General features: G+C 71.1%; 13 protein-coding genes. 5 read left to right on the top strand and 8 right to left on the bottom strand.

The annotated features are described in order from the left end of the window. Positions 1-4 precede the first annotated feature (4 nt). Together B9D87_RS24375 and B9D87_RS24370 are read right to left on the bottom strand one after the other, a co-directional pair. The gene (locus tag B9D87_RS24375) at positions 5-1147 is read right to left on the bottom strand and encodes a PPE family protein (protein ID WP_007773272.1); all 1143 of its coding nucleotides are present in this window, start codon (positions 1145-1147) and stop codon (positions 5-7) included. A 209-nt stretch (positions 1148-1356) separates the two neighbouring features. Next, entirely contained in the window at positions 1357-2163 is an 807-nt protein-coding gene (locus B9D87_RS24370; RefSeq protein ID WP_007773278.1) for an MBL fold metallo-hydrolase, read from the bottom strand. 351 nt (positions 2164-2514) lie between these two features. Here B9D87_RS24370 and B9D87_RS24365 point away from each other — a divergent pair, with 351 nt between their 5' ends. Further along, positions 2515-2898 (top strand): helix-turn-helix domain-containing protein, encoded by a 384-nt coding sequence (locus tag B9D87_RS24365; protein ID WP_148664722.1) that lies wholly within the window; start codon positions 2515-2517, stop codon positions 2896-2898. 13 nt (positions 2899-2911) lie between these two features. On the opposite strand, the gene B9D87_RS24360 is transcribed toward B9D87_RS24365, so the two are convergent. The 3 genes from B9D87_RS24360 to B9D87_RS24350 are packed head-to-tail and all read right to left on the bottom strand — an operon-like array spanning position 2912 to position 7034. Next, a complete protein-coding gene (locus tag B9D87_RS24360; protein WP_007773281.1) occupies positions 2912-3772 on the bottom strand; it encodes a pseudouridine synthase in 861 nt (286 codons plus the stop codon). An 18-nt stretch (positions 3773-3790) separates the two neighbouring features. Then, the gene (locus B9D87_RS24355; protein WP_007773283.1) at positions 3791-5545 is read right to left on the bottom strand and encodes a glycerol-3-phosphate dehydrogenase/oxidase; all 1755 of its coding nucleotides are present in this window, start codon (positions 5543-5545) and stop codon (positions 3791-3793) included. Positions 5546-5603: 58 nt separating this feature from the next. Next, positions 5604-7034 (bottom strand): NAD(P)H-quinone dehydrogenase, encoded by a 1431-nt coding sequence (locus B9D87_RS24350; protein ID WP_040630951.1) that lies wholly within the window; start codon positions 7032-7034, stop codon positions 5604-5606. 82 nt (positions 7035-7116) lie between these two features. Here B9D87_RS24350 and B9D87_RS24345 point away from each other — a divergent pair, with 82 nt between their 5' ends. Together B9D87_RS24345 and B9D87_RS24340 are read left to right on the top strand one after the other, a co-directional pair. Further along, on the top strand, positions 7117-7596 hold the full coding sequence (locus tag B9D87_RS24345; RefSeq protein ID WP_007773285.1) for a gamma-glutamylcyclotransferase family protein: 480 nt from the start codon (positions 7117-7119) through the stop codon (positions 7594-7596). 204 nt (positions 7597-7800) lie between these two features. Continuing rightward, a complete protein-coding gene (locus B9D87_RS24340; protein WP_040631097.1) occupies positions 7801-8619 on the top strand; it encodes an alpha/beta hydrolase in 819 nt (272 codons plus the stop codon). On the opposite strand, the gene B9D87_RS24335 is transcribed toward B9D87_RS24340, so the two are convergent. Genes B9D87_RS24335 through B9D87_RS24325 form a run of 3 tightly spaced genes read right to left on the bottom strand, consistent with a single transcriptional unit; the run spans position 8616 to position 11642 of the window. Continuing rightward, positions 8616-9794, bottom strand: a complete 1179-nt coding sequence (locus B9D87_RS24335) for a M20 family metallopeptidase (RefSeq protein WP_007773287.1) — start codon at positions 9792-9794, stop codon at positions 8616-8618. The two genes, B9D87_RS24340 and B9D87_RS24335, sit on opposite strands and share 4 nt — an antisense overlap. Then, positions 9791-10981: a M20 family metallopeptidase gene (locus B9D87_RS24330; RefSeq protein ID WP_040630952.1), complete on the bottom strand. Its 1191-nt coding sequence runs from the start codon at positions 10979-10981 to the stop codon at positions 9791-9793. The genes B9D87_RS24335 and B9D87_RS24330 overlap by 4 nt, the downstream gene beginning before the upstream one ends. Before the next feature lie 46 nt (positions 10982-11027). Beyond that, positions 11028-11642 (bottom strand): cutinase family protein, encoded by a 615-nt coding sequence (locus B9D87_RS24325; protein WP_174320948.1) that lies wholly within the window; start codon positions 11640-11642, stop codon positions 11028-11030. Between the two features lie 279 nt (positions 11643-11921). On the opposite strand from B9D87_RS24325, the gene B9D87_RS24320 reads away from it, so the two are divergent. Continuing rightward, positions 11922-12740, top strand: coding sequence for a purine-nucleoside phosphorylase (locus tag B9D87_RS24320; protein ID WP_007773292.1), 819 nt, complete (start codon positions 11922-11924; stop codon positions 12738-12740). After that, positions 12737-14317 (top strand): phospho-sugar mutase, encoded by a 1581-nt coding sequence (locus tag B9D87_RS24315; RefSeq protein ID WP_007773293.1) that lies wholly within the window; start codon positions 12737-12739, stop codon positions 14315-14317. The genes B9D87_RS24320 and B9D87_RS24315 overlap by 4 nt, the downstream gene beginning before the upstream one ends. The last annotated feature ends 6 nt before the right edge of the window (positions 14318-14323 follow it).

Below are 14323 nucleotides of genomic sequence, written 5' to 3'. Positions count from 1 at the left end.
GAGGTCATCCAGCGGATGGGTTCCGGGGCATCACTTTGCCCTTGACCTGCTGGCCGTAGTCGACGTCCTCGTACTTTTGCTGTTTGCGTTTGCGCCAACCGGTGCCGGCCGACGCCGTCGTCGGCGGCACCATCATCGGCATCAGCGGAAGGCCCGGTTCCGCCGCGGGAAGGGGCGAGGCCGCGGAGGCGAGCTGCACTCCGGTCTGGGTTCCGGGCAGCAGCCCCACCACGGCGGGAGGGGCGGTGAGCTTGCCCACCGTCACCCCGACGCCCATCGCGCCCGTCGGGGCCATGCCCGCGCCGAGGCCTTTGACCGCGTTGGACAGGCTCGCCGTGGCCGCGCCAAGCCCTTCGGACAGGCCGCTGCCGATGTCGCCGCCCACGGACTGCACCCCCTGGGCGGTCGCCAGCTGCGCCCACACGCCGAGCAGGTTGATCGGGAAGCCGGACGAGATGAACTGGTTGCCCCAGGTGCTGAAGTAGTTGAACCAGCCGGCGTTCGGATCGAACCCTCCCGGCATGTTCAGGGAGTTCAGCGCGGACCCCACCGACGATCCCGCATTGCCGGTGCCCAACGCGTTGGCCTGCATCACCGAGGCCTGCTGGTTGGCCGTCCCGGCCGGGTTGACGATGGACAGCGGGGAGTTGAACTGAGACAGCTGGGTGGTGGCTTGCGAGGCCGCCGCCTGATAGCGGGTCATCGCCGCCGAGTTGTTCGCCCACATGGTCTGGTATTCGCTTTGGGTCTCGGCGATGGCCGCCGTGTTGGTCCCGAACCGGTTGGTGGCCAGCAGCTGCGCCAGTCGCGTCCGGTTGGCCGTGACGACCGAGGGATGGACCACCGTGGCCCGTGTGGTGCTGAACGCCGTCGCGGCGGCCTCGGCCGAGGTGGCCATCTGGGCGGCCTGCTGTGCGGTCTCACGCAGCCACAGCAAGTACGGCTGGACGGACTGCAGCATCGCCATCGCCGACGGACCGTCCCAGGACTCGATGAGCGACGACAGTGTCGAGGCATAGGTGGAGACCGAATTCTCCAGCTCGACAGCCAGCCGCTGCCAGGCTCCGGCGGCCTCGATCAGCGAGCCCGCTCCCGGCCCGGTGTGGATGAGCGTCGAGGTGACCTCGGGGGGTGCAAAAAGATCCATCACATCTCACAATGCCCACGCTGAGAACGTCCTCAGCAAATTTGTGTTAACCAGGCAACGAAGAACCCTGAAACTCTGTACATCGAAGCCTGTCACCTGCGGTCGGTACCTCCCAGTTCGACCGCCACGTGTTAGGACACCCTATACCTTTGGCTGAGAGCGATTTGACATTTGCTGGCCAGGGCCACCCCCGCGACACCCGCCGTCCATCAAACGGTCACCGAGGCGCCGCGGTCCACCGTGACGATCCGGTCCCCCAGGCCGCGCCGTTGCATCTCGCGGGTGAAGTCGGCCAGCGGCGACGCGAAGACCGCGTAGTCGTCGAAGTGCACCGGGATCGCCTTCGGAAGGGCCAGCATCGCGACCAGTTCGGCGCCCTGGCGGCCGTCCATCGTGACGGTCAGACCGAACGGCAGCCGGTTTCCGGCCGGCAGCCGGGTGCCACCGAGGTGCAGCATGCCCGCGTCGATCGGGTCGAACCGCGCGGGAATCTCCTTGAGCTCCTCGATCAGCAGGGTGTCACCGGCGATGTAGAGCCGGCGCCGGGGCGAGCCGTCGTCGGCGGCGACCTCCACCATGGTGCCCATCACCGGCGGGAGCAGGCGCCGGCTCCATCCCGGCGCGTGGCGGCCCGGCAGCGACGTGAGGGTCAGCGTGGTGCCGCCCTTCGCGATCGTGTGCTGCTGCCACGTCCGCAGGCCGCGGGCCCGCGCGAAGCCTCGCCGGTGCAGCCGTTTGGCGGCGTGCGGGGTGGTGACGACGGGCAGTCCGTGGTCCAGGCCCCGCTGCGACACCCGGTCCCAGTGATCGCCGTGCATGTGTGACAGCACGATCGCGTCCACCGGCGGCAGCTCGCCGAGGCGCAGCGCCGGCTCCTCGAGCCGCTTGGACACCAGACCGTGGCCGAGGTAGGCCCGTTGGCCGCGGTGCAGGAAGTTGGGGTCGGTCAGCAGCGTCAGGCCGCCCGCGGAGATCAGCGTGGTGGCGTTGCCGACGAACGTGACGGTGATGTCCATTGCCGCGGGCTACCCGGTCCCGCGTCGTCCATGCCGCTGGAAGGGCGGCGGATCGTGGGCGCTGGGTTCGATATGTCGTCGAGCTCCGGCGCTCAACTCAGCGTCCGGTCGGTCTTGGCGAGACAGCGCCGGGCCGCTACACACCGCGTCTACTACGTACTTCCCTCTGCGCGAACGAGTTTCGGTTCGGGCGACGATTCGCGAGGCGGTCCGGAAACGGCCGGGTTGTAACATGGGCAAATCTTGCCGGCGTGCGCATGAAACGGGAGACCATTGGGAGTCGACGATGCCGAGGCCGCAGGGCCGGATAACGGCGAGTTGGCGGCGCGTTTAACAAAGCTTTTCGAGGTGATGCGGAAGGCCGGCACGGCCCCGCTGTCCAACGCCGCCGCGGCGGCGGCTATCACCAAGAAGACCGGTGTATCAATCAGTCCGGCCTATCTGTGGCAGCTCAGAAGCGGCATCAAGAGAAACCCGACGGTCGCGCATTTGCGGGCGATCGCAGAGTTTTTCGGTGTGCCGGCGTCGTACCTGATCGATCGCGACCCGGACCCTGCGGTAGACGCCCAACTCGACCTGCTACAGGCGTTGCGCGACAACGGCGTGCGCGACCTCGCAGCGCGTGCATCCGGGCTGACCCCGCGGGCCCTCAAGAGCCTGGCGGCCATCATCGATCACCTTCGGGAACTCGAACGGTTGCCCCCGATCGCCTCTCGTGGAGCGGAGGAGTCCTAGTAGCGCAAGGGGCTCAGGGGCCAACCCGGCGGCTGACGAACTCACGCCGCGCGCCCGTCAGCGGATCGGTGAACGCGATGCGCTGCGCCAGCAGCCGCAACGGGGCGCTGAAGTCGTCGGGCGCGACGTCAATGATGTTGGGATACAACGGGTCACCGTCGATCGGTACCCCCAGCGAGGCCATGTGCAGGCGCAGCTGGTGGGTGCGTCCGGTGCGCGGCGTGAGCCGGTAGAGCCCGTCCGCTGATATCAGCTCCACGCGCGTCTCCGCATTGGGCGCACCCGGCTCGCAAACCGCCTGTAAGTGACCGCGGCGCTTGATGATTCGGCTGCGCACCACCCGCGGCAGCTCCAGCTCCGGGTCGACGCCGGCCCGGGCCAGGTACGTCTTGGCGACCAACCCGCGGGCGAACAGCGTCTGGTACGCGCCGCGCACCTCGCGCCGGGCGGTGAACAGCAGCACCCCGGCGGTCAGCCGGTCGAGCCGGTGCGCCGGACTCAGCTCGGGCAACCCCAGCTCCCGCCGCAGCCGCACCAGCGCGGTCTGCGCGACGTGACGCCCGCGCGGCATGGTGGCCAGGAAGTGCGGCTTGTCGACGATCACGATGTCGGCGTCGCGATGCAGCACCGGGATGTCGAACGGGACGGGCACCTCATCTGGCAGCTCGCGATACAGGTAGACACTCGCGCCGGCCGGAAGCACTGTGCCGGCGTCGATTACCGCGCCGTCGGCGCCCACGACCTCACCGGCCAGCACCTTGGCGCGCGCGGCCGCGCCGAACCGGGCGGTGAGTTCGGCCAGCACCGGCCCGCCGCGCAGCCGCAGCCGCGCCGGGCCGAGTCCGTCCCGCACCGGAAGTGGCGCGGGCCTCACGCGGACCTCATCACAGACTCAACTGAGCGGCACCGGCTCGAGGATCTCGGCGCGCGCCTCGGGCGCGCTGGCCCGCAACTCGTCGGCGGACACATCGTCGGGCTGCGCCTGGGACAGGATCTCGGCCTCCACCCGGGCGGTGTAGTTCGCCACCTCACGCTCGACATCCTCGTCCGACCAGCCGAGCACCGGCGCGACCACGTCGGCGACCTCGCGCGCGCAGTCGACACCGCGATGCGAGTATTCGATGGAGATGCGCATCCGGCGGGCCAGGATGTCCTCCAAATGCAAAGCGCCCTCGGCGGTTACGGCGTACAGCGCCTCCACCCGCAGGTAACCCGGCGCTTCCTTGATCGGGTTGAGCAGGTCGGGGCTTTGCGCCGCCAGCGCCAGCACGTCGCCGATCAGCGAGCCGTACCGGTCCAGCAGGTGGCGCACCCGATAGGGATGCAGGCCCTGCAGCTCGGCCACATGCTCGGCCTGGTTGATCAGCGCGAAGTAGCCGTCGGCGCCCAGCAGGCTGACCTTCTCGGTGATCGACGGCGCCACCCGGGCCGGAATGAATTGGGCCGCAGCGTCAATCGCGTCGGCGGCCATCACCCGGTAGGTGGTGTACTTGCCGCCGGCGATGGCCACCAGGCCCGGCGCGGGCACCGCCACCGCGTGCTCGCGGGACAGCTTCGAGGTCTCCTCGCTCTCCCCGGCCAGCAGCGGCCGCAGCCCGGCGTACACGCCGTCGATGTCGGCGTGGGTCAGCGGGATGGCCAGCACCGTGTTCACGGTTTGAAGGATGTAGTCGATGTCGGCCTTGGTGGCCGCGGGGTGGGCCAGGTCGAGATTCCAGTCGGTGTCGGTGGTGCCGATGATCCAGTGGCTCCCCCACGGGATGACGAACATCACCGACTTCTCGGTGCGCAGGATGATCGCGACGTCGCTGACGATGCGGTCGCGCGGCACCACCACGTGCACGCCCTTGGACGCGCGGACCTGAAATCGCCCGCGCTGCTTGGACAGTGCCTGGATCTCGTCGGTCCACACCCCGGTCGCGTTCACCACCACGTGGCCGCGGACCTCGGTGATCGCGCCGTCCTCGGAGTCGCGGACGCGCACACCGGTCACCCGATCGCCCTCGCGCAGCATGGCGACCACCTGGGTGGAGGTGCGCACCACCACGCCGTAATGCGCGGCGGTGCGGGCGACGGTCATGGTGTGCCGGGCGTCGTCGACAACCGTGTCGTAGTACCGGATTCCACCGATCAGCGAGCTGCGCTTGAGGCCCGGGCACAGCCGCAACGCGCCCGCGCGCGTCAAATGTTTTTGCGCCGGAACCGATTTCGCGCCGCCCAGCCGGTCGTAGAGAAAGATCCCGGCGGCGATGTAGGGACGCTCCCACATGCGATTGGTCAGCGGGAACAGGAACGGCATCGGCTTGACCAGATGCGGCGCCAGCGTGGTCAGCGACAGCTCACGCTCGTACAGCGCCTCGCGCACCAGCCCGAACTCCAGCTGTTCGAGGTAACGCAGGCCGCCGTGGAACATCTTCGACGAACGGCTCGAGGTGCCCGAGGCGAAGTCGCGCGCTTCCACCAGCGCCACCTTGAGCCCCCGGGTCGCGGCGTCCAGCGCACAGCCGGAGCCCACCACGCCGCCGCCGATCACCACTACGTCGAACTGCTCGGTGCCCAGTCGTTCCCAGGCGGCCTCGCGCTGCCGCGGTCCCAGCACGGAAACCGGCGAGCTGCGCTGGGTGGGCGCGTGGATGGGATCAGTCACGACCAGGACTCCTCACTGGGTTACTCGTCAGTAGGACGTGCTGCACCAAGGCTAACCGCTAGTCCAGATCGTCGTGCGCCATCAGCCGGCGGGCGGCCTCGGTGATCGAGCCGGACAGCGACGGGTACACCGCCAGCGTCTGCGCCAGCTCGTTGACGGTGATCCGGTTCGTCACCGCCACGGCGATCGGCAGGATCAGCTCGGAGGCGATCGGGGCCACCACCACGCCGCCGATCACCACGCCGGTGGCCTGGCGGCAGAACAGCTTCACGAAGCCCTGGCGCAGCCCGGACATCTTGGCCCGCGCGTTGGTCCGCAGCGGCAGCATGACCGTGCGGGCCGGCACCGAACCGTCGTCGATCATCGTCTGCGGGACCCCGACGGCCGCGATCTCGGGCCTGGTGAACACCGTCGCCGCCACGGTGCGCAGCCGGATGGGGCTGACCCCCTCGCCCAGGGCGTGATACATCGCGATCCGGCCCTGCATGGCAGCCACCGAGGCCAGCGGCAGCAGCCCGGTGCAGTCGCCGGCGGCGTAGATGCCGGCGACCGAGGTCCGCGACACCCGGTCCACGGTCAGGTAGCCGCCGCGGCCCAGCTCGATGCCGACCCGGTCCAGGCCCAGACCGCTGGTGTTGGGGACCGAGCCGATGGTCATCAGCGCATGGCTGCCCTCGACCGTGCGCCCGTCGGCCAGGGTGACCAGCACGCCGCTCTCGGTGCGGGTCACCGACTGCGCGCGGGCGTTCTTGACCAGTTCGACGCCGCGCTCGGAGAACGCCTCCTCCAGCACCAGGGCGGCGTCGGCGTCCTCGTAGGGCAGCACCCGGTCGCGGCTGGCGACCACGGTGACCGGCACGCCCAATTCGGTGTAGGCGTGCACGAATTCGGCGCCGGTGACCCCGGACCCGACCACGATCAGGTGCTCGGGCAGCGCCTCCAGGTTGTACAGCTGGCGCCAGGTGAGGATCCGCTCGCCGTCGGGCGGCGCCGACGGCAGCACGCGCGGGCTGGCGCCGGTGGCGATCAGCACGACGTCGGCCTCGTACTCGCTGGTCACCGGGCCGTCGGGCCCCGGATCGCAATGGGTCGCTCTGATGCGGTGGCAGGCCAGGCCCGGCGCGGGGTCGATCAGCTCGCCGCGGCCGGCCACCACGTGCACGCCCATGCTCAGCAGCTGGTCGGTGATGTCGGCGGACTGCTCGGTGGCGAGCTGCTTGACCCGGGCGTGGATCTGCGGCAGCGAGATCTTGGCGTCGTCGATGTCGATGTCGAAACCCAGCCGCGGCGCCCGGCGCAGTTCGGTGCGCAGCCAGGTCGACGCGATGAACGTCTTGGACGGCACGCAGTCGTCCAGCACGGCCGCCCCGCCGATGCCCTCCGAGTCGATCACCGTGACGCGGGTCGTGTCGGGGTGCGAGGTCGCGGCCACCAGCGCGGCTTCGTATCCGGCCGGGCCTCCGCCGAGGATCACGATGCGGGTCACCACAGCCCCTAACCTAACGAAGCGGCGAGGACCCCGCGAACGCTCGGGGGAAGACCCACCAGCATCGGACGTCTAAGCTTTCCCCGTGCCGCTCTACGCCGCGTACGGGTCGAACATGGATCCCGAGCAGATGCAGAAACGCGCGCCCCATTCGCCGATGGCCGGAACCGGCTGGCTGCACGGGTGGCGGTTGACCTTCGGCGGCGAGGACATCGGCTGGGAGGGCGCGCTGGCCAGCGTCGTCGAGGACCCGGATTCGAAGGTGTTCGTCGTCCTCTACGACATGACACCGGCGGACGAGAACAACCTGGACCGCTGGGAGGGCTCGGAGTTCGGCGTGCACAAGAAGATCCGGTGCCGGGTGGAGCGCATCTCCTCGGACACCGACACCGACCCGGTGCTGGCGTGGCTGTACGTCCTGGACGCCTGGGAAGGCGGGATGCCGTCGGCCCGCTACCTGGGCGTGATGGCCGACGCCGCCGAGATCGCCGGGGCGCCAAGCGAATACGTGCATTGGTTGCGGACCCGCCCGGCGCGCAACATCGGTCCGGGAACCGGCGCCTGACCGGGCGGCCCGACGCCGCCGCCCGAAAATCGTTCGCCCTTCGGCGATCGGGCGGGTAGAAAGACAGACCGACGATGCGCGCCGCCATTCTGAGCCGCGCCGCCCAGAAAGGAAAAACGGCTGTCCATTTTGTCCATGCCGCTGGTCGCCGACGCGGTGGCGCGCGCCTTCTCCGCGGCCATCAACCCCGCCCCCAAAGCCGCCGTGCGCTTCCCGGAGATCGCCGGCCACAACTCTGAGGTGACCGTCGACACCCGCCACGGCCCGGTGTCGGCGACCGTCTACCACCCGCCCGCGGCGACGAACCCGCCCGTCTACGTCAACGTGCACGGCGGTGGCTTCGTGGTGGGGCACCGCGAGCAGGACGACCCGTGGTGTCGCTACCTGGCCGCCAACGCCGGCGTAATCGTGGTCAACTCCGACTATGTCCTGGCACCCCGGCACCGCTTTCCCGCCGCGGTGCAGCAGATCTACGACGTGGTGTGCTGGGCGGCCGACCCCGGCCGCGACTGGGACGGCACCCGGCTGTGCGTCGGCGGTCAGAGCGCGGGCGGGAACCTCAGCGCCGCGGCGGCGCGGCTCGCGCTACAGAACGGTGGCCCCGCCATCGCGCTGCAGGTGCTGCACTACGCGCCGCTGGATCTGGTCACGCCCAGCGGCGACAAGCCATCCACCCTGGGCCGTCGCGCGATCATGAAGCCGTGGATGAGCGAGGTCTTCGACACCGCCTACATCCCCGACCGGGCGCGGCGGCGCGACCGCCTGGCCTCGCCCGCCTGGGGTGACAACGCCGACGACATCGCAGGCATCGCGCCCGCGCTGGTCGTGACGGCCGAGCACGACCGGCTGCGCGACGAAGCCCGAAGGTACGCAAGCAAACTCGCCGACGTCGGGGCGTTAGCGGAGTACCACGAGGTGGCCGGCGTCGACCACGGCTACAACATCATGAGCGACGCCGGCGACGTCACGCGGCGCACCTACGCCCGCATCGCCGAACACGTCGTCCGCGCCACCGGCGGCTAGGAGCGCTCGAACGCGGCCGACTGCTCGACGATGTTCGTCATCACGCGCACCCCGATCGGCAGGGCCCGCTCGTCGAGGTTGAACGTCGGCTGGTGCAGGTCCAGCTGCGGCCCGACCCCCGGCCACACCCCCAGCCGGGCCATCGCGCCGGGAACCTCCTCCAAATACCAGGAGAAGTCCTCGCCGCCGCCGGACTGGCGGGTGTCGGCCAGCGCGTCGGGACCGATCGACTCGATCGCGTGGGTGAGGATGCGCGTCGAGACGTCCTCGTTGACCACCGGCGGCACGCCGCGCCGGTAGGCCAGCGTGTGCTCGATGGCCAGCGGCGCCAGCAGCCCGGACACCGTCTCGCGGATGATCTCCTCCATGCCCACCCAGGTCTGCCGGCTCGCGGTGCGCACGGTGCCGGCGAGCACGCCGCTCTGCGGGATGGCGTTGGCGGCCACGCCGGCGTTGACCGCGCCCCACACCAGCACGGTGCCGTTGCGCGGGTCGATGCGCCGCGACAGCACCCCGGGCAGCCCGGTGATCAGCGTGCCCAGGCCGTACACCAGGTCGGCGGTCAGGTGCGGGCGCGACGTGTGCCCGCCGGGTGAATACAGCGTGATCTCGATCTGGTCGGCGGCCGAGGTGATGGGGCCGTGCCGGACGGCGACCTTGCCGACCTCCAGCCGGGGGTCGCAGTGCAGGGCGAAGATCCGCGATACCCCGGTGATGGCGCCGGCCGCGATGGCGTCGATCGCCCCGCCGGGCATCAGCTCCTCGGCGGCCTGAAAGATCAGCCGCACCCCGACCGGCAGCTCGGGCACCGACGCCAGGACCAGCGCGGTGCCCAGCAGGATCGCGGTGTGCGCGTCGTGACCGCAGGCATGCGCCACGTTCGGCATGGTGGAGGCGTACGGGGCGCCGGTGAGCTCGGCCATCGGCAGGGCGTCCATGTCGGCGCGCAGCGCGATCCGGGGCTCGTGCTCGGGGCCGAGGTCGCAGACCAGTCCGGTGCCGCCGGGCAGCACCTTCGGGTTGAGCCCGGCCCCGGCCAGCCGCTCGGCGACGAACTGGGTGGTGGCGTACTCCTGCCGGCCCAGCTCCGGATAGCGGTGGATGTGGCGGCGCCATTCGACCAACTCGTCGTGGTGGGCGGCCAGCCAGGCATCGGCGGCGTCGACCAGGCTCATGATCGCGCCCCGCCGCGCCTGCGCTCCAGCGCGTCCAGCACCCGGTCGCGCTGTGCGGGCGTCTGGGCCAGCTGAACCACCGTGCGCGCCAACATGATCGCGCCCTCGACCACCGCGCGGTCGGCGCTGGGGCCGGCGGCGGCGTCGGCGAAGGCGCGCTGGTGCACCATGGCGCCGCCGGCGTCGACCCCGACCACCGGGTGGATCCCCGGCAGCACCTGCGTCACGTTGCCCATGTCGGTGCTGCCCATCGGCAGCGCGGCCTCGTACTCGCGGGCCACCGGCTCGCGGCCCAGCCGGCACATCTCGTCGCGAAAGGCGTCGGCCAGCCACTGGTCGGGCTGCAGCTCGTCGTACGGCGGTGCGGGATTGTCGATCTCGTATTCACAGCCGGTGGCCAGCGCACCCGCCGCGAAGCAGGCGTACATGCGGCCCTCCAGCTCGCGCAGGGATTCCGCCTCGACCGCGCGCATCGCGTACTCCAGCGTCGCGTGCCCGGGGATCACGTTGACCGCCTGCCCGCCGTTGGTGACGATCCCGTGCACCAGCTGCCCGGGCGCCAGTTGCTGGCGCAGCAGCCCGATGGCCACCTGAGCGACGGTGACGGCGTCGACGGCGTTGATGCCCTGATGCGGCGCGACGGCCGCATGGGATTCCTTGCCCCGGTAGTTCACCGTCGCCTCGGACAGGGCCAGCGAGCGCGCCGCGGCGATGTCGGCGGGCCCCGGGTGGAGCATGACCGCTGCGGCGATGTCGTCGAACACCCCGGCCTTCAGCAGCAGCGCCTTGCCGCCGCCGGCCTCCTCGGCCGGCGTGCCCAGCAGCGACACCCGCAGCCCCAGGTCGTCGGCGACCTCGGCCAGCGCCAGCGCGGTGCCCACCGCCGACGCCGCGATGATGTTGTGGCCGCAGGCGTGGCCGATCTCGGGCAGCGCGTCGTATTCGGCGCAGATCCCGATGGTCAGCGGCCCGCTGCCGAAGTCGGCGCGAAACGCGGTGTCCAGCCCGCCGGCGGCCGCGGTGATCTCGAAGCCGCGCTCGGCGACCAGTGCCTGCGCCTTGGCGCAGCTGCGATGCTCGGCGAAGGCCAGCTCAGGCTCGCCGTGGATGTCATGAGACAACTCGACAAGGTCGGCACCACGCCGCCGTATGACATCTTCAACGCTGTCTAACGGGGTTATGGGCACTCTCGCAGTATGTCGCAGTATGTTTTCCGCGCCCAACCCCGCCGGGCTACACCAGCCCGGCGATGAATCCGGCCGCCTGGCCGGGGTACGGCGGTTCGGAGTAGTCGTGGTGCGCGTCGCGGTCACGACCACCGACGACGCAGACGGGATCGCCCTCGCTGCACAGGTCGATGGCGCGGCCGGCGAAGGCGCCCGTCGACGACAGCGGCGTGTTGAACCGGTTGCCGGGGTTGCCGAACACCGCGACCGCCCTGATTTTGTTGGCCAGCGCGGGATCCAGCGGCGGAGCCGAGCCGAAGTTGCCGATGCGCTGGCCCACCGGCGGCACCCCCGCGAGCATCGAGACCGCGGCGGCGCCCTGCGAGAAGCCGCCCAGCACCAGCCGCGTCGACGGGCACTGGTCGACCATCTGCGCGATGTGGTCGCGCGCGTCGTTGGCGCCGTCGGCGGTGGTCAGGAAGTTGTAGCTAGCCGGGTAGTTCACCGCGTAGGAGTCGACGTTGCGCGAGCCCAGCGCCGGCTGCAGCACGGCGAACAGCGCGTCGCCCACCGCGCCCAGGCCGGGCGGCTCGGCGGTGCCGCGAACGAAGATGAGTTGCACGTCGGGACAGTCCGCTTTCGCCGACGGCGCCGGAGCGAATGTGATCGAAACCACCGACAGCACAACGGCGACGGCTATTCCCATGACCGGGCCAACCACCGGCCACCTACGAAGATTCATACGGCAGATCCTGACATATACCGGGGACACCGTCGCGCGGCCAGGCTCGACCGCCGCGCTAGGGCTAGGGTCCACCGCCGTCGCGCGGCTAGGCTCGATCGCCGCGCTCCTCACTCGCGCCGCTATCGGCGCTCGCCGTCGCGCGGCTAGGCTCGATCGCCGCGCTCCTCACTCGCGCCGCTATCGGCGCTCGCCGTCGCGCGGCTAGGCTCCCCCACTGTGACCGAAACCCCGTCCGACCCAGGCGGCCTCGCGCGCCGGGCGGCCGAGGTCATCGCCGAGCGCACCGGAATCGCCGAGCACGACGCCGCCATCGTGCTCGGATCGGGCTGGCGGCCGGCCGTCGCCGCGCTCGGCACCCCCACCGCCGTGCTGCCGCAGGCCGAGCTACCCGGGTTCAGGCCACCCACCGCGGTCGGGCACACCGGCGAGCTGTTGTCGATGCGCATCGGTGCACACCGGGTGCTGGTGCTGGTCGGGCGCATCCACGCCTACGAGGGCCACGACCTGTGCCACGTCGTGCATTCGGTGCGGACGGCCTGCGCGGCCGGCGTGCGCGCGGTCGTGCTGACCAACGCGGCGGGCGGCCTGCGTTCCGACATGGCCGTCGGCGAACCCGTGCTGATCAGCGATCACCTGAACCTGACCGCCCGTTCGCCGCTGGTCGGCCCGCAATTCGTGGACCTGACCGACGCCTACTCCCCGCGGCTGCGGGCACTGGCCCGCCACGCCGACCCGACGCTGACCGAGGGCATCTACGCCGGACTGCCCGGCCCCCACTACGAGACGCCCGCCGAGATCCGGATGCTGCGCACGCTGGGTGCCGACCTAGTCGGCATGTCGACGGTGCACGAGACCATCGCGGCCCGGGCCGCAGGCGCCGAGGTGCTCGGGGTGTCGCTGGTGACCAACCTGGCCGCCGGGCTCAGCGGCGAGCCGCTGAGCCACGCCGAGGTGCTGGCCGCCGGCGCCGCGGCGGCCACCCGGATGGGGGCGCTGCTGGCCATGATTCTCGAGCAGCTCGTTCTAGAGTCGTGACGCCCGAGGAGTGGATCGCCCACGATCCCGACCCGGCGACGGCCGCCGAGCTCGCGGCGTGCGACCCGGACGAGCTCGCCGCGCGATTCGCCCGCCCGCTGAGGTTCGGCACGGCGGGGCTGCGCGGCCCGGTGCGCGGCGGGCCGGACGCCATGAACGTCGCGGTGGTGTCGAGGGCCAGCTGGGCCGTGGCGCAGGTGCTCATCGGGCGCGGCCTGCACGGCTCGTCGGTGATCGTGGGACGCGACGCCCGGCACGGTTCGGCGGTATTCGCCACGGTGGCCGCCGAAGTGCTTGCCGGCCAAGGGTTTTCCGTGTCGCTGTTGCCCGGGCCGGTGCCCACGCCGGTGGTGGCGTTCGCGGTGCGGCACACCGGCGCAGCGGCCGGGATCCAGATCACCGCATCGCACAACCCGCCCGCCGACAACGGCTATAAGGTGTACCTGGACGGCGGCATCCAAATCGTGTCCCCCACCGACCGCGAGATCGAAGCCGCGATGGCCGCCGCCCCGCCTGCCGACCGGATCGGCAGGGAGCCGGTCGAACCCGCGGGCACCGGGCTGATCGAGCGCTACATCGAGCGGGCATCGGGATTGCGGCGCGGCACCGGTTCGGTGCGGGTGGTATTGACCGCGCTGCACGGGGTGGGCGGCGCGGTCGCCGTCGAGACCCTGCACCGGGCGGGAATCGCCGAAGTGCACTCCGTCGCAAGCCAATTCGCGCCGGACGCGAACTTCCCGACGGTCGCGTTCCCCAACCCCGAGGAGCCCGGCGCCACCGACGCGCTGCTGGCCCTGGCCGCCGACGTCCGCGCCGACGTGGCGATCGCGCTGGACCCCGACGCCGACCGGTGCGCGGTCGGCATTCCCGACGCGGGGCGGTGGCGGATGCTGTCGGGCGACGAAACCGGTTGGCTGCTGGGCGATTACCTGCTGTCGACCACCCACCCGGGCAGACCGGTGGTGGCCAGCACCGTGGTGTCGTCGCGGATGCTGTCGGCCATCGCCGCGCGCCACGGCGCCGTCCACGTCGAGACCCTCACCGGCTTCAAATGGCTGGCCCGCGCCGACGCGAAAGTGCCCGGCGGCACGCTGATCTACGCCTACGAGGAGGCGATCGGGCACTGCGTCGACCCCGCGGCCGTCCGCGATAAGGACGGCATCAGCGCCGCCGTGCTGGTGTGCGACCTGGTGGCCGCGCTGAAGGCGGGTGACCGCACCGTGCCCGGCGCACTCGACGAGCTGGCGCGGCGGTACGGGGTGCACGACGTCGCCGCGGTGTCGCGCCGGGTCGCCGACGCGGGCGAGGCGGTCGAACTCATGCGGCGGTGGCGGGCGGCGCCGCCGCAGACGCTGGCGGGGTACGCCGCGGGCCTCACCGACATCACCGACGCGCTGATCTTCACCGGCGGCGACGACGACACGTCGATCAGGCTGGTGGTGCGGCCCTCCGGGACCGAGCCGAAATTGAAGTGCTACTTGGAGATTCGCTGCGCGGTTCACGACGATTTGGGCTCTTCGCGGCGGCGCGCCGGTGCCCTGCGCGAGCAGCTGGTCGCTGCGGTGCAGAGCTGGTGAACAGGT

The organism is Mycobacterium colombiense CECT 3035 (assembly GCF_002105755.1).
In the GTDB taxonomy this organism is placed as follows: Bacteria; Actinomycetota; Actinomycetes; order Mycobacteriales; family Mycobacteriaceae; genus Mycobacterium; species Mycobacterium colombiense.
This window is presented reverse-complemented; position numbering and strand designations above follow the sequence as displayed.

Excerpts from the sequence above, each read along its gene's own strand:
- B9D87_RS24375 (WP_007773272.1), bottom strand. The coding sequence starts at position 1,147 with ATGGATCTTTTTGCACCCCCCGAGGTCACCTCGACGCTCATCCACACC.
- B9D87_RS24370 (WP_007773278.1), bottom strand. The coding sequence starts at position 2,163 with ATGGACATCACCGTCACGTTCGTCGGCAACGCCACCACGCTGATCTCC.
- B9D87_RS24365 (WP_148664722.1), top strand. The coding sequence starts at position 2,515 with ATGCGGAAGGCCGGCACGGCCCCGCTGTCCAACGCCGCCGCGGCGGCG.
- B9D87_RS24335 (WP_007773287.1), bottom strand. The coding sequence starts at position 9,794 with ATGAGCCTGGTCGACGCCGCCGATGCCTGGCTGGCCGCCCACCACGAC.